The organism is Paenibacillus sp. GM2FR (assembly GCF_002803325.1).
Classification (GTDB): Bacteria; Bacillota; Bacilli; order Paenibacillales; family Paenibacillaceae; genus Paenibacillus_AQ; species Paenibacillus_AQ lautus.
The window spans coordinates 71,481-93,488 of the sequence record NZ_MKZM01000009.1; the positions used below are offsets into that span (position 1 = coordinate 71,481).

Here is a 22,008-nt window from a genome sequence, read left to right on the forward strand (position 1 = left end):
TGAAGTTTGGACCCCGATTCTTCGGGGGAATAAAGGAGTGAATCGTGTGAGAACACCTATCATAGCTGGTAACTGGAAAATGTTCAAAACCGTTCCGGAAGCAGCTTCATTTATTGAAGATGTGAAAGGCAAAGCGGAAGTAGAAGGCGTGGAAAGCGTGATTTGCGCGCCATTTACCAATCTTCCTGCATTGGTTGAAGCGGTCAAGGGCACGAACATCAAAATCGGTGCACAAAATCTTCATTTTGAAGATAATGGCGCCTTTACGGGTGAAATCAGCGGGTTGATGCTGAAGGATCTGGGCGTGGACTATGTCATTATTGGACATTCCGAGCGCCGTCAGTATTTTGCCGAAACCGATGAGATTGTGAACAAGAAGGTACATGCGGCATTCCGTCATAGTCTTCTTCCGATCGTATGCGTTGGAGAAAAGCTGGAAGAACGCGAAGCCGGCCAAACCAAAGACGTGTGCAAAGTACAAACGGAAGCTGCGTTCGCAGGTGTTCCGGCTGATCAAGCGATTCATGTTGTTATTGCTTATGAGCCAATCTGGGCGATCGGAACGGGCAAGTCCTCTACGGCAGAGGATGCGAACGAAGTCATCGCTTATATTCGTGAACTCGTTAAAGGTCTGTACGGCGAAACCGTTGCCGAGCAAGTTCGCATTCAATACGGCGGTAGCGTGAAGCCTGAAAATGTAGCGGAGTATATGGGACAAAGCGACATCGACGGCGCGCTCGTTGGTGGTGCAAGTCTACAACCGGCTTCCTACATCGCACTCGTTGAGGGGGCGAAGTAAATGTCTGCTCCAAAACCCGTAGCTCTGATCATCATGGACGGTTTCGGGCTTCGCAACACCGAGGTGGGCAATGCGGTCGCTCAAGCGAACAAGCCTAACTACGACCGGTATTTGAAGCAATACCCGAACACCACGTTGACCGCTTGCGGTGAAGCTGTAGGCTTGCCGGAAGGCCAAATGGGGAACTCCGAAGTGGGTCACTTGAACATCGGCGCAGGCCGGATTGTGTATCAGGACTTGACCCGTATCACGAAGTCGATTCGTGAAGGAGAATTCTTCGAGAACGAAACGTTGGTGGAAGCCGTTCGCGCTGCCAAGAACAACAACAAGAAGCTGCATTTGTACGGATTGGTATCCGACGGCGGCGTTCACAGTCATATTGAGCATATGTTCGCCATGCTGGATCTTTGCAAAAAGGAAGATTTCCATGACGTATACATCCATGGCTTCATGGATGGACGCGACGTGGCACCGGACAGCGGCAAGCAGTTCGTTAAGGATCTGATTGCGAAGATTGAAGAAGTGGGCGTTGGCCAAATCGCTACGCTTTCCGGTCGTTATTATGCGATGGACCGCGACAAGCGTTGGGACCGTGTCGAGAAGGCTTACCGTGCCATGGTGTATGGCGAAGGACCTAAATATACGGATCCGCTGAAAGCCATCACTGAATCTTACGAGAAATCGGTTTACGATGAATTCGTTGAACCGACCGTAATGGTGAATGGTGAAGGCGAGCCGGTTAGTCTGGTGGAGAGCGGAGATTCCGTCATCTTCCTGAACTACCGTCCTGACCGTGCGATTCAGCTGTCCCAGGTGTTTACGAATAATGATTTCCGTGGCTTTGAACGTGGACCGAAGTTCCCGCAAAACTTGCATTTTGTCTGCTTGACGCTGTTCAGCGAGACGGTGGAAGGCTTCGTCGCCTACAAACCGAAGAATCTGGACAACACGCTGGGCGAAGTGCTGGTTCAGCACAACAAGAAGCAGCTTCGTATTGCGGAAACTGAAAAGTATCCACACGTCACGTTCTTCTTCAGCGGTGGACGCGATGTTGAGCTTCCAGGCGAAACACGCGTACTGATCAACTCACCGAAAGTGGCGACGTATGATCTGAAGCCGGAGATGAGCGCCTATGAAGTGGCGGATGCTTGTGTGAGAGAAATCGAAGCGGATAAGCATGACGCGATTATCTTGAATTTCGCGAACCCGGACATGGTCGGCCATTCCGGTATGCTGGAGCCGACGATTAAAGCCGTTGAGACGACGGATGAGTGTGTCGGCAAGGTTGTAGAGGCTGTTTTGGCAAAAGGCGGGGTTGTTCTGATTACCGCTGACCACGGAAATGCGGACATGGTATTTGATGAGAATGGACGTCCATTCACCGCACATACCACGAACCCGGTTCCGTTCATCGTAACGGATGAGAATGTCACGCTGCGTGAAGGTGGTATTCTCGCCGACATCGCGCCAACGATTCTCGACCTGATGGGTCTGCCGAAGCCGGACGAAATGACCGGAACCTCGATGATTGCAGCACGTAAATAAGTGGTTCATAATGGAACATAAACATAACATATCAAAGGAGACTATACACATGACTATTATTTCTGATGTATATGCACGCGAAGTCCTTGACTCCCGCGGCAATCCAACCGTAGAGGTTGAAGTATACCTGGAATCCGGTGCAATCGGTCGCGCGATCGTTCCATCCGGTGCTTCCACTGGCGTTCACGAAGCTGTTGAGCTTCGCGACGACGACAAATCCCGTTACCTGGGCAAAGGCGTTCTGAAAGCTGTTGAGAACGTGAACGAAATCATCGCTCCTGAAGTGATTGGCATGGACGCTCTGGACCAGCTCGGCATCGACAAGCTGATGATCGCTTTGGACGGTACCCCGAACAAAGGCAAATTGGGTGCGAATGCAATCCTGGCCGTATCCATGGCTGTAGCTCGCGCTGCTGCTGATGCATTGGATCTTCCACTGTATGTTTACCTTGGCGGATTCAACGCCAAACAACTTCCAGTACCTATGATGAACATCGTGAACGGTGGCGCTCACGCGGACAACAACGTTGACGTTCAAGAGTTCATGGTATTGCCGGTTGGAGCACCTAGCTTCAAAGAAGCACTTCGCATGGGCGCTGAAATCTTCCACAACCTGAAATCCGTTCTGAAGGGCAAAGGCCTGAACACGGCGGTTGGTGACGAAGGCGGCTTCGCTCCTAACTTCACATCCAACGAAGATGCACTGTCTTCCATCATCGAAGCAATCGAAAAAGCCGGCTACAAGCCAGGCGAAGATGTATTGCTGGGTATGGACGTAGCTTCAACTGAGTTCTTCAAAGATGGCAAGTATGTTCTGGAAGGCGAAGGCAAATCCTTCACACCAGCAGAATTCGTGGACTTGCTCGCTTCTTGGGTAGACAAATACCCAATCGTAACCATCGAAGACGGATGCTCCGAGGACGATTGGGAAGGTTGGAAATTGCTCACCGAGAAATTGGGTAACAAAATTCAACTCGTGGGTGACGACCTGTTCGTTACCAACACCGAGCGTCTGGAAAAAGGCATCAACGAAGGCATCGGCAACTCCATCCTGATCAAAGTAAACCAAATCGGTACATTGACGGAAACGTTCGATGCGATCGAAATGGCAAAACGCGCAGGATACACGGCTGTCATCTCCCACCGTTCCGGTGAGTCCGAGGACAGCACGATCGCTGATATCGCAGTGGCTACCAATGCAGGTCAGATCAAAACGGGTGCTCCTTCCCGTACGGACCGTGTGGCAAAATACAACCAATTGCTTCGCATCGAAGATCAATTGGGCGAGCTTGCTCAATACAACGGCTTGAAGTCGTTCTACAACTTGAAGCAAAAATAATTGAAATAAGAGAAAGTCCGGCTCCTGCTTTTGAGGGAGCTGGGCTTTTTTGCATTCATTTGAGAGCTGCGGGGTTAGGGCTGCACAGTCTGTTATCGTGCCGTGGGGCGGTGCGTATATCGTCTCCGGTCGCTGTTAAAATCGGGAAGCTGGAATGGAATAGGCTAAGGAAGCTTCCCGATTTTAAAGGCGAACGCGCTACTCCTCCACCGATATACGCACCTGAGCGGGGAAGAAGTGTGCAGCCTCTTGGGGCATCTCGTAGTCGTGCAAAGAAAGCCCCAGCTCATGTCCGATGAGATGAGCTGGGGCTTTTGGGCGTGGGAGGAGTAGAGAGCGAAGGGCTGCATACACTGTTATCGTCTCATGAAATAATTTACTTTAATGGGTAATATTAGCATATATACTAAATAATTTATTCAGAAGATAAAAATTGATGAAGAAATTTGTTTCTGCTTGCTTGACAGCTGCGCTCAGTTTTTCGTTGTTAACAGGTTCTGTAATTGCTTCTAGCCCATTGACCGAAGCTGATTACGATACCGCCTGAAGGGACATGTTGAACATACAGTTCATGTTAACATGCCTTATCCAATCCCGGACTACGGCGAAACGTTCACAAATAAGATTTCACAATCTTGCGACACGTACTAGATACATCAAGCAGATTTTTTTGGTGGGAAAGAGCAGGCGCTTATCAGGTTGCTTGGGCTTCCGTTGATAAATGAGATTCCGTTAAATTCAAAATAAGACCCATTCCGAGACGAAAGCTTTGGAGTGAGTCTTATTTTATCCAAGATTTTATCTGATAGCCGCCACCTTCTTGCTATATCAACGGGATCCGCAGAGCTCTTGGGACCGCCAACAGTTCTATCGTTGCTACCAGTGCGCATTGTTGTTTCAGTTGAAAGTTCAACAACTTTCCATTCTTCTTGGTGTACAAGTTTTAGACTTAGGGGATCAGGTATATTTCCTTTGAAGACTTTTGAAGAAATTCAATATTTTTAAAATCGGCCTTGATAGTATTCCCGATATTACGAATTTTTTTTATTTCATCTTGATAGGCGCGTTCGTCGTTTAAAGAATCCTTTGATGTTGTAATCCCCATTCCCGGTGGAACAATTACAAAATCCCTTCCATCGCTATCTTTCAGTTTGAGCATAACAGATATACCTACTCCCCTAAGTGAAGCATGTTGTTCTTCTGTATATTCAAACCCAAGCCCCAATGCACCGTCTATTATGTATGGTTTTGTTAACTCTGGCCAATTATATCTTGCATTGTTTGGAGGATCGACTTAGCCGTCCAGTTTCCATGTTCATAAATATTTATTAAATATGCTTCATCTTCTTTTACATATAAAAATAATAAAGGGCCTGTTCTCGCAATAAACCGTTCGTCTTTTTCCCTTAGATGAAACTTTATAAGAAACAAGCTTTTTCCCAAATAGCGGTTTTACAGGATTAAGGGTAAAAATATAGCTTTTTTGTGATAAGCTCGTGCCGATAATATCGTAAGCAATTTCGGTATAACCTGGATCAATCTGGAGCTCTTCATCTCTTGAGAAGGAGTGTTTGTTCTGTTTAAGCTGCGAAAGTTGAGTTAATAATTTTATGCGTTCGTATTAATGTCAGCAATAAAGACCGATTCATAGCTATGTAATTAGATCTTATCAAAGGCAATGGAAATAATTGAGTGAAATTATAAATTTAAGTATAAAAATCAGATATAAAGAAATTTAGTTGTTGAGTTTAGATATATTTATATATATACTTAATTGGGGGTATTTGTATACATACCTTTTTATTCCCAGTCGGCCGACTGAATTTATAAATGGAGGTGTGAGTCCTTATTACGTAAATTGTGCCTCCTTATTATTCCACTAATTATTTTGGCTACTCTTGTAAAAGTATTTTTAATCGACACAGATAGAGCTAACAAAGAGTGGGGAATAAGGATGATAAACACTGAAGCCTTCTGGTCTAGTGGAATTACTGGCGAAGGGATAAATATTGCTATTCTAGATAGTGGTATTTATGCGGACCATTTCGATTTCGGACCCCAAATGAAAGAGGGCGTTAATTTTGTGAATAAGGGCCAACCACCTATAGATTATGGTGGACATGGGACCCTTGTCGCTGGGATTATCTCTGCGAAGCATAATAATTTGGGGATAGATGGAATAGCGCCTAGTGCAAATGTTTACCCATTGAAGGTGTTAGATAAATGGGGAAATGGTAACACAGCACATATTATTGAGGCTATTGACTGGTGTATAGAACATAAGATCGACATCATTAACATGAGTTTTGCAATGGATCAGAATAGTCCTAAACTTGAGAGGGCAATCCGAAAAGCGCTTGATGCAAATATTATAGTTGTTGCTGCAGCAATGAATTCATACGGCGGTGATGTTGGATATCCTGCAGCATACGATGGAGTAATCTCGGTTAATGCTATTAACTACAAAAAAAAACTTTCAAAGACAGGACCTCATGGAAAGATCGATTTTAGTGCCCCGGGTGTAGATGTATTATCTACATCTATAGATAATGACTTATCCTTTGTCAGCGGAACCTCTATTGCTGCTCCTCACATCACAGGAATTATTGCTCTCTTACTTCAAAAGGACATTTCAAACAAATCAGACATCTATAACGAATTGCAAGCTTATGCTATTGATTTAGGCGATAAAGGTAAGGACCCTTACTTTGGGGAAGGTACTATTTCGCTAATAAACAAATAAAGGAGATCACAAGTTGAAGAAAACGTTTAAAATTCCAATGTCCATACTTATGGTTTTTGCCATAGTATTTTCCGCGCTAAATCTTTCTGTTTTTGCTGAAGAAAAAGAGTCTAACGATGAGTACAATTTCGAACTGGTTCAAAAAGATGATAATATTGTAATTGCAAAGGCAACCCATGAAAATGGAGACGAATTGTATGCTACTTTAGATAAAGCGACAAGCGAAATCACTCTGGAAGCTGTGGAAAAGCCAAAAGGTTTATTGAAGTTTGGCGATGATAAGACAACTAAATATATCGTAAAAGCAGAAACAATTGATCCTGCTCTTGATGTGGTAGATGTAACAATTATTGATGAAACGACTAAGAGTGAGCTTCGTATTTCACCGGAATATGTGCAGGCACAGCTTCCGGTCTTAGTACCAGTAGTTACATGGGGCGGAAGAGCATTGCTTTTGTGGCTTATGGAACACGCTTTAGCAATGACCATCGCAGGTATAACAGCGTATGTTGCTACTGATTTGATAAGCGACATTAGAAAAAGTAATAAAAACTATTGGCCTGCATGGATAAGAAATAATAATGTATATATCGGTGGCGATGCATTTGATACCGATTATCAAGCTGTTGGGTGGGTTAAGACTGCAAATAGCGGAGAATATAATCTCTGGGCAAGAACTGAAGCAAAAGCTAAAGAAGCAGCGAATAAGGCAGCAGGAACTAACGTATGGCATCAAGGGAAACCAACAGATGGACATTACGATCACTATCACCCTGCTAAACCGTTAGTTACTGATCCATGGGTTGTGAAACTCGATAACCACTTATGGTATTAAATAACTAAAGATAAGAAATATGTGAATAGGAGGCCCTTCTATATTTCTTGTTCCTTATATTGAAGTAAGGACGATATATGAAGGGCTTTATCTATAAGGTGGTGAAGTCATGATTTCAACAACATTGATTGCAGGGTATGAGGAACATAATAAGATATATTGTTCTTCTTCAGATCGCTACAAGATTTTTAGAGTCAGCAAGAACATCAACGAGGAATGGAATATCCTGGAAGGATTTGATATTGGTTTAATTCGGTATGATAATGTTACTTCTCAGGTGGACTTTCATTCATTTGAAAAAACCGCACACATTGTTCCAGTTAATTATGCAGATGACATTTTTTATTACGGTACTTTAAGTTGGAGTGGAAACGTAGCTACTTTTACTTTGAATAAGATCCAATATAGAACCTCAAAAATTACTGATGATGAGATTTATTCATTTGAATTGATGGACTATGGGCAGGATGGAATCGAATATTCAAACTTGTGGGGGATGGAGTTATTTGTACTGTCAGAAAGATATATATGTCTGGCTATTCCGTATGCAAACAAAATAGGGGGGATTCCGTCTCGGTTTTCGCAGTTTATGTTAGTTGATACTATTGAAAAAAACAGCTATACATTACCGGAATCTATTGGAGACAAAGATACAATTTTACGATTGGACGCCATTCGAGTTTTTAACATAGATAATCAAACATTCATTCTCCTTCATACCGGACGAATATTAATTAACGAGAAAGAGGAGCTTTGGAGAAATGAAGGCAACAACAATTTACATGCAATGCTTCAAAGTGTGGTCTTAATGGAACTTGATGAGTTCGTGGATCATATTATGTCAGACACTCCAATAGGTTCTTCCTATATTATCGATACCAGCCTTTATGAAAGTGGTATTGCAAATATCTCAATTAATGAAAACATGGTGATTTTGCTTAAGCGAATCTTTCACAACAATACCACGGAATGCGTATTCACTAATGTGCTTACAGGAGAGCAAAGAGTTATTATCTTTAACGATAGCTATACTAGTATTCTTTCGGTACAAGGGAAGATAATCGGCTTTCTATATCACGAGAGTGGTATTGGGATATATAATCTTGATACAGGTGAATTAGAATTATCCCTTAATGATTCGGAAATGTTAGTATATATCGGTACTCAGGGGAGTTATATAGTATCCCGGTCAGAGAATAACAGGTTATTTGTGGATTGTAAAAGCACTCGAAATGTAACGAATATACTTGATATTGAGGTTTCCGACAACAGATATCTTTTAATGTATAACGAACAAATGAACGGAATGGTTTGCATTCTATAAACACAATGGAGAGACCGGTTGACTATGTTGAAAATAATTGCGATACTTTCAATGTTAATTGATCATATAGGGATAATTTTCTTTCCAGGCGAAATTTTTTTTTCATTAGTAGGAAGGCTGGCGTTCCCATTATTTTGCTGGAGTGTCGCCGAAGGATTTATTAGAACCAGAAATTCAAATAAATACCTAATCCGTTTAAGTGCTATTGCTATTGTTTCACAAATTCCATATTACTACTTGTTTAATAACTTTTATTTAAATGTGTGTTTCACACTTGCGATTGGTCTACTGTCTATTAAGGTGTATTCCAGTTCTATGCATTACTTTCTCAAAGCTTTGGTGATCATCGGTTTGCTCTTAATTACGGACGGCTTACAGTTAGAATACGGAATGTACGGGGTGCTCTCGGTTTTGTTGTTTTTTATTTTCAGGAACAAACTACTCGAACTAATAATGGGGCAAACCATAATTACGATCTTTGCAATAAACCTTTATAGCTATCAAGATATACAGATCGTTGCATTATCGGCACTACTTCTTATAACCGGTTTCAAAAAATATGATTTTAAGATCAATAAGTTAGTCAATTACTTCTTCTATCCCTTACATTTAACGATGTTGTATTTTCTTATGAACTTTAATTAAATCTGTTTGAGAACCATTGTCATTCACGGATCATATCACCGAGGCAATATAGCTACTATGTTGCGGCAAATGGGGCACATCTCCATTATGCAAGATTTTGGACTTTACCTATATACAAAATAGAAGTGAGTAACTCAAGCACATTCACTTTAAATAGAATAGTTCTTCAACTAACGGGAGATGATAGTTCAATCAAATAAGGGTATCTATAATATGTAAGAAAAAAATTTTAACGTTATAGTTACCCGTCTTTAAATGAACTTTGGTATCAAGGCTGCCAAGGTTCTTTTTTCTGTAACTAGTGCTAGAAGGTATAAAACTATACTCGTCATCTTCTCTAAATGAGGGATTAACACATGTCGGAAATGTTTGATGTTTATCTTCAGAATCTTGATCGTAAAGGATTGGCCACTTCCACGATTAACAATTACAAGGCAACCTGGGGCACGTTTAGGAAGTGGATGCTTCGGACTGATCCAGATCTGCAGGATACCAGTCATGCCACGCAGAAAGATATCGCTGACTTTAAGCGACACATGATGGAGCATGGAGGGAAGGGAGGAGGGCCAGCAAAAGCCAAGTACGATGCAACTGACCTTTGTGCATTTAAATGCGATCTTTCAATATTTTGCCGAGCAGAAGCTTATTCCGGATAATCCGGTTGGGCCAGTAAAAAAACCACCGGCACCTCGTCGAACACCGAAATGGCTTATTCGAAACGAACAGAACGCATTTCTAAGAGAGATACGCAAGAGTGGATCATCGAGGGATTACGCCTTAACCTTGATGATGCTTCAAGCAGGGCTCCGAGTTCATGAAGCGTGTGATCTCTTCAAAAGTATGAAATTCATTTTAAGAGCTAGAGGGAAACGATAGTACTATCTGCCACAAACCATTCGTTAAACGAATGGTTTTTTTATAGACTTTTGAAGGACAAGCCTGGTAGACTTTTGTTATTCTGTTAAAGTGAGCTTAATTGTTATTGAGACTGTTCAAAATATTAATCAGGGGTGTCAAATAGGAATGGAAATTGATCTGAAACAAAGATGGACACTAGGATCTCAACTCGGAAGTGGTGGCTTTGGAAGAGTTTTTGAAGCTAAAAATGAAAACGGTGACGTAAAAGTAGCAATTAAACTCATTCCAAAGACGCCTGGCGCAGATCGTGAGCTTTTGTTTGAAGATCTTAGTGGTGTTCGTAATATCATCCCCATAATTGATTCCGGTGAATTTGGGGATAACTGGGTTCTTGTGATGCCACGGGCTGAGAAGTCGTTACGTGACCATATTAGAGAAAATGGGAGTTTATCTGTTTCTGAAGGTGTGAGCGTATTATCAGACATTGCTACAGCATTGTCTGATATTAAGGGTAAGGTTGTTCACAGAGATCTTAAACCAGAGAATATCCTGCTTCTTGATGGGAAATGGTGTATATCCGATTTTGGGATAGCACGATATGCAGAAGCTTCGACTGCAGTTGACACTCATAAGTTCTCATGGACGGGTGCCTATAACGCACCGGAGAGATGGCAATATTACCGTGCTACTGCAGCCTCGGATATGTATTCGTTGGGCGTTATTGGTTTTGAAATAATCACAGGTCGACGACCGTTTCCAGGTATTGATCCTAGGCAAGAACATCTAACGCAGAATCCTCCTCCGCTGACAGGTTGCCCGCCGCTTTTAACAGCTTTAGTAGCCCAATGTCTGATGAAGGCTCCAGAAGTACGACCATTAGCCGAAAACTTCTTGGCTCGTCTTGCTCCAATCCTTCGCCCATCATCTGGAGGTGCTTCACTTCTACAGTCAGCTAATTTAGCTCAGTCTCAAAAATTAGCCAGTGAAATGGCAGCACGGTCAGCAACTGAGGATGAGGATCAGCAAAAAAGAGAGATTGTAAAATCCGCAAGTCAAATTTTTTCTATGGTTCTCAACCAACTAGAACAATTAATCAGTGATAATGCTCCAAACGCAAGGATAGAACAAATAAGAAACAAGCGGATGGTGGGGACGACACGGAAAGTCCAGATCCTTGATAATAGTAGGGATTACTCTTATGGTTTGTCCACCAAATTAGGTCCTGCCACACTAACAGCTCAGCCTGTTGAAGAGACCAATAATAACAATTGGGGGCATTACAAGCCAGCCTTTCAGGTGCTGGCACATACTTCAATTGAAGTTCGAATTCCACCAAACAGATATGAATACGAGGGAAGAGGGCATTCACTCTGGTATTGCGACGCTGAAGAAGAAGGGGTATTTCATTGGTATGAAACCGCATATATGTTTACGCCTCTAACAAATAAGAGAGGGCGCCAAAATCCATTTTCTCTCTCACCCGGTGAAGAGTCCGGAAAAGCTCTTAGTCGAGCATTGACGGAATATCAAGTGGCTTGGCCATTCATTCGGATCGAAGTAGGCAATGAACATGAATTTCTTGATAGATGGATGACTTGGTTCGCACAGGGAGCAGTGAACCAATTGTCTCACCCTTCATCCATGCCAGAAAGAAACACACACGCAACATGGCGTCAGTAATAAAGTACAGCCGGTTAATATTCCAACCTTCCAACCGGCTGTTTATTTGTTCAATCTGGACAAGAATATTAATAGATGTGAGGTGTGGTTGGGGGACAAGAACTTCTATACACTCCCTGGGCCAAAAATACCCCGAGTTAAACGGGAAACGATAGCTCAATAAAAGCAAGAAGCAGCCGATTAACTTGGATCGGCTGCTCTTGTTCAACTAACGGGCAGATTAGTTCAATCAAGCCACGCGGAAATAATCCAGTCGTTTGTTAAGCTAACGGGAAACGATAGCGAAATAAACACGCAGGCAGCCGGCGACGCGATCGGCTGTCTTTATAATTCAACTACGGGCAGGGCACGCAGAAACGGACTGCAGGTCTTTTTTCTTTTGTACATACTGTTAGTCAAAAGTCCTGTTTTGTACATATGTCTAAAGTGTCGGAAAAAAAGAAAAACGACCAGCAGCTAATTGTCGGAGGACAAGAACATGTACCGTTAAAGGACAAGAACTTGTACCCATTGCCGTAACTTGCCCTTTTCCCTCTTAGATTTCTTCCATCATCGTTTTAATAAAAAATAAAAACCCGTAATTAATCATCAACGGGTTTAAAAATTCAATTTTTTAACATATAGATCAACCGATTTTTGGAGTTGTTGTATATTCTCATCATCTGGTTTGCTCATGACCAACATTGCAATTTTCTAAGGTGTAAATGATAACATAGATTGGATTGCTTCATTGCTTAGTTCATCTTGATACGGACAATTGTATTGGATAACTGATTGTTCTGATTGTTCTGAAGCTAAATGGTGAAATTCAACGGAACTTATGGAGCCATTTTCCATATGGGCGTATTTAAAAGCTATGTTAGGAAAACACAAATCCCTCATTTTTTCGATATCGTCCCAGCGAGGAACACTAGTTTCTTGACTTCTCTTCCCTGATATACTCAACCACGCCTTGAAGAAATTGTCACTAAACTTAGTCACTATTTTTTCAAGTGCCCAGAATAAACTGTTTGGATGGATACCTCCCGATACACTCATTTGATGTCTGACAATTTGGTCTGCAAAGTACTCCAAAAGATCTCTTATAATTAATGGTGATCCTATAAAAAGAGCTATGCTCCATCGTTCTGCACAGATTATCACTGTAGAAATATTCTTCCTTTAGCAGAGACGTTCTCCAAAAAACATAAGCATATGCATAGGGACATATGATGGGGAAATCAGCAAACTTATCCGCTTTTTTGAGCTCCTTCAGCTGAGAAATACAATGTCTATGATCAAGCAATATACTTTTGAGCAACCCCTCTTCTACTTTTTTGAAAGCATCGGAACAGATACGCAACAACTAATAATTGTCTAATGACACAAATCAGGAAACGTAATTGACACAAAAGTAGCTACATTCCTCCCCTTGTGTGATGAATCACCGAAACAATGATATCAACGATCACTTTCTTGCTGCGCACGGATATCCAAAAGAAGTCATTGAAGTTCTGGATATTGGCCAGAAGGAATCATTCTATATGCAAAATGCAGCCTATGTTTCACACCAGTTTGATAGTGCAAACTTAGTAGAAACGAATAAAAATGAAGTGAATGGAAGTTCAATTGATCTGATAACACCTATGGCGTTACCTAACTGGAAAGCCAATTATCCTCAAATTATAACCACGCTGTTGATACTGGTAAGTCGTGGGATTGGTATCACAGTGATTTTTAAATGAAATCGTATTTTTTCAATTGAAAGAATATAAATAGAAAATTTGATAGTAGAAAGCCCATTCTTCATTGAATGGGCTTTGAAACATTATTTGGAGGTTGATTATCTTATGGGGAAAGCCTCATTTCTTTCAAGGATTAGCCTGTTATCAATATTATTTTGCGTAGCTTGCTCAATTGAAGCGGATGTGAAGGTATTGAGTGAATCTTCTGCAAATTGGAAAATTAATCTTACTCTTACTTATACAAAAGTTAAAGGTGAAAAATATTACGTTGTAAAGCCTGAAGTAAACTACATTGGAAAGGATTCCATTGATTACGCAGCTATCACAATACATTACAAAAATAATAGCAGCACTGTAAATACAATAGATATCTCTAATTCCAGTGAAGTATTGAATTTACCAACAAGAAGTAAAGTAGGGAATTGGAATGGTATTGAATTTATGGAAATTAAATGGAATAAAAAGAAGGAGAGGCTACTCTTTGATAAAACAGAGTAGCACTGAGAGGTATGGCCAAATCCAACAGATAGATATAATCAAGTTCTATCAGTTTGGTGGATGGATATGCATCGAAATTCGTGAAATCCAAAGAAGGAAGAACGGTACTGGTTCACTTCACATCATGGCGGGTAACGTAATCATTCACATCTTCACTGGAGTGTAATGACAGCAAGCAAGAGTCTGAATATTCAGGCTCTTGTTTTGTTAGGGCGTTATTATCAATTTCAATTACTGGGTCTTGTATAAAGGTCCGAGATGTGCTATACATTGCGTCGGAGGAGTGACCAAAAAAATATACTACCCTCTTAGGAGGAGGAAAGTTGTACCTTAAGATGTCTACTTTTTTGGATCGTCCAAAGGTTTTCTAAAAGCAGAAAAAATGGTTCTGGTGATATATATTATTTAAAAGCGAAAACATATGCTTATAATTCTCGTATGTATTTATACTAGGAGAATAAGGAGTGTATTTTGATTGAGATCACGAAAATGGAATTGGGTTATCGTTGTTTTTGGACTATCTTAGACCAGCGGCAATACGTTCAAAAGCGGAAATAACCGGATCGTTGAAATTGATGCAAACGGCAAGGTCAAAGCCGTATGCAAGGGATCGACATGGATCTCTGCCAATGATTATCTGGGGACGAGAAGTTTGGTCTACGTTAACGTGAATAATGGTCCGGCTTATGGCAAAGTGAGTAACTGGGCTCAAGCGGATTACATGAAGGCAAAAGCGAATGGCATTATCGGTTGGCCGTTTGACCGATCCTACCAGCAGCCGATCACCAGAGTGGAGTTTACGGAGATGGCGGTAATGATCGAGACCATGCTGGGACAGGATCTTTATATGGACGTCACCGGCGTTAAGACCCCGTTGAAGGACGTCGATGATTGGACCGTGACGTGGGCAAGCCAAAACGGAATCATCAACGGCACATCGCCGCAATCCTTCTCGCCGCGAGCGACCATCACCAGAGAACTGGCTGCCGCGCTGATCCTTCAGGTGTATGCCAAGACGAATGAATTGAAAGGCAGACCGGCATCAACCGGATCAGTTTTCGGCCTCTCGGTTCGCGGACGATAGCAGCATCTCGCCATGGGCGAAGGAACAAGTATACCAAGCGATAAACCTCTCTTTAATGAACGGCATGGCCAAGAATCAGTTCAACCCGAAAGGCGAGCTCACCTTCGAGCAGACGTATGTGCTGCTGTTAAATTGCTTTGAAATGCTGATGGAAAAGTAAGTTTTATAAATCCGATTTCTAAGTTCCGAATGCCATAGATACCAGGTTCCCGCATCGGTTCCGTTTGCAATAGATGAGGACCAAGCTCTCTTACGGAGAGTTTGGTCTTTTTTGTCTGATAAAATAGAACAAATCTACACATCCACTGCGCCTGCCCTCGGCATCGACCGCACATATCCATGCAATTTCAGGGATTGCCATTCTCAAGCGAACCGGTGCTGATATAATTGAAGAACAAGCGAGCGAAAAGGAGAGTGCGGGAGGGTGCTGAACCGAATACGATCCCTGTTTCCACACAAGCTGAAATACCGTCTGTTTGCCGCGTTCGTTCTGGTCATACTGCTGCCTTTCGGCATTTTGAATTTGTACAATTACCAGCGGATCGAGACCCTGGTCCAGGAGAAAATCAGCCAGCAGAGCCACAGTCAGCTGGAGCAGATGTATCGAACGCTGGAGGATCAGTTGAGCGTAGCCTTCAAAACGCTGATATTTCTGGAGCAGGATTCAACGGTGGCCTCCGTGCTGACCCATCCCGGACAGCGGCAGGGACTCGAGAACAAAAACCTGATGGAGGAAAAGTTCAAAAATTTGAACAACAGCTTTTTCCTGTATAATCCGTCGGTCTACTTCACGATTCTCGACTTTCATGGCAACGCTTACACTTCGTATTCTCCCAGAGAGGCGCTCGATTACAGGAAGCTGCGGGACAACCCTGGCTTTGATCGGGAACAGATGGAGGGCGTGTCGTATCATTGGGTTTCGAGCGATGCGAACTACGTGCTGCGGGATATCTCCACGAGTCCTTACCTGCTGTCGCTGTACGCCTACATGGAAACTCCACGCAACAAGCCGTACGGCATGGCCCGGATCAGCATCGATTACTCCTTTTGGTTTCAATCGGTATTAAAGCAGTCGACGCTGCGCCAGGAATACTTTTTGATTACGAGCGCCGGCGAGAACGTATCCCAATCGATCTTGAACAGCAGTCTGACCGGTGAGGTGAAAGCCAGGATTGCGGCCGAGCCCAGGCAGAAGTATTTTATCGACAAAGCTTCCAATACCCTGGTGAATTACATTTACGTGGAATCGCTGGATTGGTATATCGTGAACCGGATTCCGCTGACGGTGCTTTTTAACGAGATCGAGGAGCTGAAGCGCCAATATTTCATGACCTTTTTCCTGCTGACCGGCGCTTTTCTCATCATGACCTTCATTATTGCCGCCACGATTACCCGGCCGTTATCCCATTTGCAGAATAAGATGAAGGCGGTTGTCCGCAACAATCTGAAAATCCGACTGCCGGAGCACAAGTTCCGAGGCGAGATTCTGGAGCTGACGCAGACGTTCAATTCCATGCTCAACGACATGGATGTGCTGATTCAGCGATTGAAGGCCGAGGAAAGGCAGAAGGAAGCGGTGCATTTCCATATGCTGCTGGCTCAGATGAACCCGCATTTTCTGCTCAACACGCTAAATACGGTCAAGTGGAGTGCCATTCGTCACGGGAATGAGGATATCACGAATATCACCCTGTCTCTCGGCAAGCTGCTGGAAGCAAGCCTGAATACGGAGAAGGATCTGGTGCACCTGAAGGACGAAATCGAGCTGGTGCAGGCCTACGTCCATATTCAGCAGGTGCGTTATAATCACCGTTTTGACGTGACCTTTGCGTATGATGAGGACATCCTCTATGCGCTTGTACCCAAGCTCTGTCTCCAGCCGCTCGTGGAGAATGCCATTATACACGGAATCGGGCCGCTGCCAGAGCAGGAGGGTCTCATTGAAATTGAGGTTACCCGGGAAGGGCCAAACCGATTGGCGGTGGAGATCAAGGACAACGGCGTCGGCATGGAGCAGTCCCGGCAGGCGGGCGGGATGCGTAAACGTCCGGGCATCGGACTCAGCAATGTGCAAGAGCTGCTTCGGCTGCTATTTAAAGAAGAGGGCAGCATGGAGATTATTTCTTCGGAGCGGGGAACGCGGATTCGATTCTCCATCCCGTTAATTTCAACGCCTTATCAGAACGATCACTTGATTTCATCATAACGGGCAGATTATTCGTCGCTGGCTTGTGTAGGCTTGGAATCGGATTTTAAAAAGCTTCGAGGAGGGGAGACCTATGTGGAAGGTGCTGCTGGTTGAGGATGAAGTGTTTGTGCGAGAGTCCGTGCGGGAGATCATCGCGTGGGAGGAGCTCGGATTCAAGGTGGAGGGAGAGGCAGGCAACGGCGCCGAGGCGCTGGAGATGATCCGGAGCAATCCGCCCGATCTCGTGCTGACCGATATCGTGATGCCGGAGATGGACGGCGTGGAGCTCCTCCGCAGAACCCGGGAAGAAGGGTATGCCTCGAAGTTCGTGATGCTGACCTGCATGAGTGAATTCGAGTATGTCCGGCAAGCGATGGAATACGGGGCATCCAACTATATTCTGAAGCTGTCGATGAGCGTGAATACGCTGCGGGAAACACTGCACAAAATGAATGCCGAGCTGACCAAGAATAACCCGAGCCCGAACCTAAGCCAACCTGTTTCGATTCCGGTCGCGTCCATGGAGACGACGATGCCGTCGCAGCCGGGGCATCATGCCTCCCCCAAGGAAATCACGACGCACCCGGAAGTACAGAAAATATTGCAGTACATCCATGAGCACTACGAGCAGGACATTACGGTAAAATCGATGTCTGGCTACGTGATGATGGGCGAAAATTACGTCAGCGCGCTCTTCAAGAAAAAGACCGGACGCACCTTGATTCATTATTTGCACCAGGTCCGGGTGGACAAAGCCATCGCGTATTTGCTTCAAACCGACCTCCCTGTTCACGAGATCGGCCTTCGGGTGGGGTTCGTGAACGACAATTATTTTATTAAAATATTCAAGCGGTTGACCGGCTTCACGCCGAGTAAATACAGACAGCACGGCAAAGACCCTAAATAGAACGATTCTATGCAGGACATAGGATTCGCCGATACAGGAATTCCATCGTTTTGTTCCATCATCTGAATGGATATGTAGCTTAAAAGCGGCTCCCGTTCCCTGCTACGATGAGAGGGCATCACACCAATATGATTCTCGGGGAGGTCACTAATGTGAGAAATAAAAAAGGATGGGCGATGCTTCTCATCGGCGTATTGCTAATGGGTCTTCTTGCAGGCTGCGGCGGCAAAACCGCATCATCCGCGATTGAGGGACAAGGAACGGATAATTCGAAAGCGCCTTCATCCGGCGATCCGGTCAAACTAACCATGTGGGGCGGCGTACCGCCGGAAGCGGGGCCGCAAGAGGTCATTGACGCATGGAATGCTGAGCATCCGGATGTCCAAGTTGAATATGTCCGCTACGTCAATGACGATGACGGGAATCTGAAGCTCGATACCGCGATGATTACGGGCCAGGATGTGGACCTGTTCGTGAATTACACGCTTTCCCAAACGTCCAAACGGGTGGAGTCCAACCTGGCCTTGGATCTGAGCCAATTCGACGATTACAATATCGACGAGAAGATGGGTCCTGATGCTGAAGGCTGGAAAATCAACGGGAAGTATTACGGGATGCCGACCACGAAAAGCGCCTTCTTCGTCGCGCTGAACAAGGATGCCCTTGATGCGGCCGGCCTGCCCGTTCCGAAGGACTGGACGTGGGATGAACTGCGCGAATATGCCAAGAAGCTCAAAGTCGGCAATAACTACGGATTTATTCAAAATATGGAGCCGTTCGTTGATCCGATTGATTCGGTGTTATCGCAAGAGGGGTACACCAAGGCGGACGGAACCTCGAACCTGGACCACCCGCTGGTCAAAAAATGGCTGGAAACCCTGAACGTCATGATGAAGGAGGACAAGACCACGCCGCCGCTCGGAGAGCAGCTGACTTCCAAAATGCCGGTGGAGCAAGTGTTCCTGAGCGGGGAAGTGCCTATGCTGAATATCGGGGCTTGGCTGCTGCGAAGCTCGAATAACTTTACGGATTTCCCGCGCGACTTTACCATCGCGTTCGCCCAAGTGCCGAGATTAACGGACAGTGCGGATAGCTACGTGACAAGGGGCGGCCTCGGAGATTACATCTCCATTAATGCCAAATCCAAAAAACAAGCGGAAGCTTGGGAATTCCTGAAATGGTATGCGGACGGAGGCATGGCTCCTATGGCTGCGGGCGGAAGATTGCCTGCTTCGAAGGACGCCGATCAGGAAGAGGCGTTAAACAACCTGCTCGGCGATAAGAAAGACACATATGACCTGGATTCCCTTATGCATGTCATGTTCGAAGACAAAACACCTACGTATGTAAGGAGCTTGCCGCAAGAGGTGATGGATATGCGCGCGCAAGAGTATGAGAAGTATTTCCTTAACGCCCAAACGCTCGATCAAACGCTGGAGGCCATGGTGAACCGGCATAATACGTTTTTAAAAGAGGGCAAATAAGGAGAACGGTCTTGCGGCCAGAGATTCATCGCTTTCGAGCCATCCACATTTTGGCTACCCTATTGGGTACTACGTCACCGAAGGTGGTATTATCCAACAAACAGGTGGAACAAGTGGTGGGGGTACGTTCATTGTTAATCGGATTTTGGTTAACTATACAACAGCTACTTCGTTCCGAGGCATTATGTTCCTTGATGCCTAGTCCCTACAGAGGCGGCGCAAGTTAATTTCAGAATGAAAAACGTGACAAAAACATAGTAACAATAGAAGCCGCTGATTATGCGGCTTTTTATATTTATGTTGATAACATTCCCGATATGATTTCATCGAGGCAGCAGACGCCTTTTTATTAAGCTTACGGGGAGAGGTCCATTTCATTGATATCACACTCCTTAGTGATGTGATTGGATAAAGCTCGTCCTCATGTTTCATTCCGGCAGTCCTAGCAATGAGCGAACGGCTTGATCTCCCACAGTATGGTTGATCACTTCTTTGGGAAGGCGTGTCATATGACATTTTGACACTGTTACACATGACAACGAGTGCAGTAGGATACAGAAGAGTTCTGGGAACTAGAATATATCTCATCAAACCAAATGACAAAGTATTTAAGGAGAGGATTTTATGAAAAAGAAAATGGTTATAGCCATTGCTGCTTCGATGATCACACTGACTAGTTTTACGGGAAGTACTAATGCAACTCCAATAGTAGGTGCTTCTGTTACAGCTCCCTACAACTCAAATCAAAAAGCCGAACAGATAAAATGGTTAGAAGACAATGCAAAACCATTAAAGACAACGGATTCAACAGCATCGCTTCAGGATTTAAGACCGCTTAAGGATATGATCGGATCAGCGACAATTGTTGGTTTAGGCGAAGCGATGCATGGAGCTCACGAAGTTTTTGCCATGAAACATCGCATGGTTAAGTATTTGACAGCTGAAATGGGCTTTAAGGCCTTAGTGTTAGAAGAGGGATGGGATAAAGCTTTAGGACTCGATCGTTATGTTCTTACGGGAAAAGGGGACCCAAGCCAATATCTAAGTCCTGTATTTAACACAAAAGAAATCATAGATCTGCTTCAATCGATACGCCAATATAATGCGGATCCAAAGCATAAATCCAAAATACGGATTATTGGCATGGATATACAAACCGTAGACAAGAGTGTTTATAACAATATCCTCGCGTATGTAAAGAAATACGATCCGAAACTTGTCATTCGTTTCGAACAAAAGATGAAAGGCCTTATTCCTGTAACCAAGGATTTAGATACCTTTGGCGGTCTTGAGAAAGAAACGAAAGCACGATATGTTTCAGATGCGAAACAAATCAGCGCTTTATTAGAGCAAAATAAAAATAAACTGAATGGAAAATCCCCAGAGTTCGCATGGATCAAACAAAATGCCCGTATTATCGAGCAATTTACGACAATGACAGCCGCATTTCCTGATAACCTGGAAGACTTTTATTTGAAACACGATATTGCCATGTATGAGAATGCGAAATGGACAGAAGAACATATTGGAAAAACAATCGTGTGGGGCCATAATGGGCACGTTTCGAAAACAAATATGATCCCATTCGTGTACCCTAAAGTAGCTGGGCAGCATTTAGCAGAACATTATGGAAAACGGTATGTATCCATTGGAACATCTGTCTATAAAGGACGTTACAATGTTTACAACATTAACCAAGAATTCGGTGCCTATGGAACATTAAAATTAGATGACCCGAATAGTTTCAACTATACCTTTGGACAAGTAAAATACGACCAGTTTTTTGTTGATTTACGTAAGGCAAGCGGAATGACTAAAACTTGGCTAAACGAGCAACATCCCATCTTTGCTGGAGTAACAACGGTAGGTCCAGATTTCCCAACAACTGTTGATGTATCATTAGGTAAAACATTTGACATCATCGTTCAAATTCAGAAAGTGAAGCCATCTCAACTGAATCAATAAAATCTTAATTAAAGTACAAATGGATGAGTTTTGAAGAAGCAAAAGAAAAAGACTAGTCCACGATCAAGTCCTTGGATTTATTGATTTGTATAGAGACAAGAACATGTATGCTTAAAAGTCGCTTAGTTGCGGCTTTTTTTGTTTTAAAGATGAATGCTCTTGTCAAAAACCATTGAAGTTTTCTTTGCGGGATCTGGAAAATTGCCAGTTCTTATTTGTACCTTATCTTTCCAAATTTATGCGTCGCCGATCTTGTAGGAACAAAGCGGAGCGTGACCGGCAAATCGGAAGTTTACAAAATCAGGCTTGTATAAGTTAACAAATTACCAGATCGTTGTCGACGCCGTTTCCCTCGAAAAACTTGAAAAAGCGCGCTCACGCTCCGTTCAT

The 22,008-nt window shown here is 43.7% G+C and carries 18 protein-coding genes and 1 pseudogene; 17 read left to right on the top strand and 2 right to left on the bottom strand.

Annotation, left to right across the window (positions count from 1 at the left end; all coding sequences use genetic code 11):
• Positions 1 to 46: 46 nt before the first annotated feature.
• The 3 genes from tpiA to eno are packed head-to-tail and all read left to right on the top strand — an operon-like array spanning position 47 to position 3,683.
• A complete protein-coding gene (gene tpiA / locus PAEVO_RS21515) occupies positions 47 to 799 on the top strand; it encodes a triose-phosphate isomerase (protein WP_100539593.1) in 753 nt (250 codons plus the stop codon).
• The gene (gene gpmI, locus PAEVO_RS21520) at positions 800 to 2,344 is read left to right on the top strand and encodes a 2,3-bisphosphoglycerate-independent phosphoglycerate mutase (protein WP_100539594.1); all 1,545 of its coding nucleotides are present in this window, start codon (positions 800 to 802) and stop codon (positions 2,342 to 2,344) included. It abuts the gene before it with no gap.
• Positions 2,345 to 2,393: 49 nt separating this feature from the next.
• A complete protein-coding gene (gene eno / locus PAEVO_RS21525; RefSeq protein WP_009593642.1) occupies positions 2,394 to 3,683 on the top strand; it encodes a phosphopyruvate hydratase in 1,290 nt (429 codons plus the stop codon).
• Positions 3,684 to 4,632: 949 nt separating this feature from the next.
• Here eno and PAEVO_RS21530 read toward each other — a convergent pair.
• Positions 4,633 to 4,908 (bottom strand): hypothetical protein, encoded by a 276-nt coding sequence (locus PAEVO_RS21530; RefSeq protein ID WP_133120341.1) that lies wholly within the window; start codon positions 4,906 to 4,908, stop codon positions 4,633 to 4,635.
• Positions 4,909 to 5,637: 729 nt separating this feature from the next.
• Here PAEVO_RS21530 and PAEVO_RS21535 point away from each other — a divergent pair.
• From PAEVO_RS21535 to PAEVO_RS21565, 7 genes and pseudogenes are all read left to right on the top strand, one after another.
• Positions 5,638 to 6,426, top strand: coding sequence for a S8 family peptidase (locus PAEVO_RS21535; protein ID WP_165789729.1), 789 nt, complete (start codon positions 5,638 to 5,640; stop codon positions 6,424 to 6,426).
• 13 nt (positions 6,427 to 6,439) lie between these two features.
• Positions 6,440 to 7,261 carry a hypothetical protein gene (locus tag PAEVO_RS21540; RefSeq protein ID WP_100539597.1) on the top strand — a complete coding sequence of 274 codons (822 nt, stop codon included), beginning with the start codon at positions 6,440 to 6,442 and terminating at the stop codon, positions 7,259 to 7,261.
• A 109-nt stretch (positions 7,262 to 7,370) separates the two neighbouring features.
• Positions 7,371 to 8,585, top strand: a complete 1,215-nt coding sequence (locus tag PAEVO_RS21545) for a hypothetical protein (RefSeq protein ID WP_100539598.1) — start codon at positions 7,371 to 7,373, stop codon at positions 8,583 to 8,585.
• A 24-nt stretch (positions 8,586 to 8,609) separates the two neighbouring features.
• Entirely contained in the window at positions 8,610 to 9,230 is a 621-nt protein-coding gene (locus PAEVO_RS34905; protein ID WP_100539599.1) for a TraX family protein, read from the top strand.
• A gap of 15 nt (positions 9,231 to 9,245) precedes the next feature.
• A pseudogene (locus tag PAEVO_RS21555) lies at positions 9,246 to 9,353 on the top strand (DinB family protein); the annotation flags it as partial.
• A 233-nt stretch (positions 9,354 to 9,586) separates the two neighbouring features.
• Positions 9,587 to 9,886 carry a hypothetical protein gene (locus PAEVO_RS21560; RefSeq protein ID WP_100539600.1) on the top strand — a complete coding sequence of 100 codons (300 nt, stop codon included), beginning with the start codon at positions 9,587 to 9,589 and terminating at the stop codon, positions 9,884 to 9,886.
• A gap of 367 nt (positions 9,887 to 10,253) precedes the next feature.
• Positions 10,254 to 11,768, top strand: a complete 1,515-nt coding sequence (locus PAEVO_RS21565; protein WP_100539601.1) for a serine/threonine protein kinase — start codon at positions 10,254 to 10,256, stop codon at positions 11,766 to 11,768.
• Positions 11,769 to 12,461: 693 nt separating this feature from the next.
• Here PAEVO_RS21565 and PAEVO_RS21570 read toward each other — a convergent pair.
• Entirely contained in the window at positions 12,462 to 12,806 is a 345-nt protein-coding gene (locus tag PAEVO_RS21570) for a hypothetical protein (protein WP_133120343.1), read from the bottom strand.
• Between the two features lie 380 nt (positions 12,807 to 13,186).
• Between PAEVO_RS21570 and PAEVO_RS21575 the strand changes: the two genes are divergently transcribed.
• The 7 genes from PAEVO_RS21575 (at position 13,187) to PAEVO_RS21610 (ending at position 21,618) form a co-directional block, all read left to right on the top strand.
• Positions 13,187 to 13,492 carry a hypothetical protein gene (locus tag PAEVO_RS21575; RefSeq protein ID WP_133120344.1) on the top strand — a complete coding sequence of 102 codons (306 nt, stop codon included), beginning with the start codon at positions 13,187 to 13,189 and terminating at the stop codon, positions 13,490 to 13,492.
• A gap of 105 nt (positions 13,493 to 13,597) precedes the next feature.
• Complete coding sequence (locus PAEVO_RS21580) at positions 13,598 to 13,990, top strand: hypothetical protein (RefSeq protein WP_100539604.1); 393 nt, start codon at positions 13,598 to 13,600, stop codon at positions 13,988 to 13,990.
• A 667-nt stretch (positions 13,991 to 14,657) separates the two neighbouring features.
• Positions 14,658 to 15,074: an S-layer homology domain-containing protein gene (locus PAEVO_RS34455; protein WP_243390888.1), complete on the top strand. Its 417-nt coding sequence runs from the start codon at positions 14,658 to 14,660 to the stop codon at positions 15,072 to 15,074.
• Between the two features lie 424 nt (positions 15,075 to 15,498).
• Positions 15,499 to 17,280 carry a sensor histidine kinase gene (locus tag PAEVO_RS21595; RefSeq protein ID WP_100539606.1) on the top strand — a complete coding sequence of 594 codons (1,782 nt, stop codon included), beginning with the start codon at positions 15,499 to 15,501 and terminating at the stop codon, positions 17,278 to 17,280.
• Between the two features lie 73 nt (positions 17,281 to 17,353).
• Positions 17,354 to 18,169, top strand: a complete 816-nt coding sequence (locus tag PAEVO_RS21600; RefSeq protein WP_100539607.1) for a response regulator — start codon at positions 17,354 to 17,356, stop codon at positions 18,167 to 18,169.
• A gap of 152 nt (positions 18,170 to 18,321) precedes the next feature.
• The gene (locus PAEVO_RS21605) at positions 18,322 to 19,653 is read left to right on the top strand and encodes an ABC transporter substrate-binding protein (RefSeq protein WP_100539608.1); all 1,332 of its coding nucleotides are present in this window, start codon (positions 18,322 to 18,324) and stop codon (positions 19,651 to 19,653) included.
• A 624-nt stretch (positions 19,654 to 20,277) separates the two neighbouring features.
• Positions 20,278 to 21,618 carry an erythromycin esterase family protein gene (locus PAEVO_RS21610; RefSeq protein ID WP_100539609.1) on the top strand — a complete coding sequence of 447 codons (1,341 nt, stop codon included), beginning with the start codon at positions 20,278 to 20,280 and terminating at the stop codon, positions 21,616 to 21,618.
• The last annotated feature ends 390 nt before the right edge of the window (positions 21,619 to 22,008 follow it).

What these genes read in the sequence shown, in the direction of transcription:
- gpmI (WP_100539594.1), top strand. Translation starts at nt 800, where the DNA reads ATGTCTGCTCCAAAACCCGTAGCTCTGATCATCATGGACGGTTTCGGG.
- eno (WP_009593642.1), top strand. Translation starts at nt 2,394, where the DNA reads ATGACTATTATTTCTGATGTATATGCACGCGAAGTCCTTGACTCCCGC.
- PAEVO_RS21535 (WP_165789729.1), top strand. Translation starts at nt 5,638, where the DNA reads ATGATAAACACTGAAGCCTTCTGGTCTAGTGGAATTACTGGCGAAGGG.
- PAEVO_RS21545 (WP_100539598.1), top strand. Translation starts at nt 7,371, where the DNA reads ATGATTTCAACAACATTGATTGCAGGGTATGAGGAACATAATAAGATA.
- PAEVO_RS34905 (WP_100539599.1), top strand. Translation starts at nt 8,610, where the DNA reads ATGTTGAAAATAATTGCGATACTTTCAATGTTAATTGATCATATAGGG.
- PAEVO_RS21560 (WP_100539600.1), top strand. Translation starts at nt 9,587, where the DNA reads ATGTCGGAAATGTTTGATGTTTATCTTCAGAATCTTGATCGTAAAGGA.
- PAEVO_RS21565 (WP_100539601.1), top strand. Translation starts at nt 10,254, where the DNA reads ATGGAAATTGATCTGAAACAAAGATGGACACTAGGATCTCAACTCGGA.
- PAEVO_RS21570 (WP_133120343.1), bottom strand. Translation starts at nt 12,806, where the DNA reads ATGAGTGTATCGGGAGGTATCCATCCAAACAGTTTATTCTGGGCACTT.
- PAEVO_RS21575 (WP_133120344.1), top strand. Translation starts at nt 13,187, where the DNA reads ATGAATCACCGAAACAATGATATCAACGATCACTTTCTTGCTGCGCAC.
- PAEVO_RS21580 (WP_100539604.1), top strand. Translation starts at nt 13,598, where the DNA reads ATGGGGAAAGCCTCATTTCTTTCAAGGATTAGCCTGTTATCAATATTA.
- PAEVO_RS21600 (WP_100539607.1), top strand. Translation starts at nt 17,354, where the DNA reads ATGTGGAAGGTGCTGCTGGTTGAGGATGAAGTGTTTGTGCGAGAGTCC.
- PAEVO_RS21610 (WP_100539609.1), top strand. Translation starts at nt 20,278, where the DNA reads ATGAAAAAGAAAATGGTTATAGCCATTGCTGCTTCGATGATCACACTG.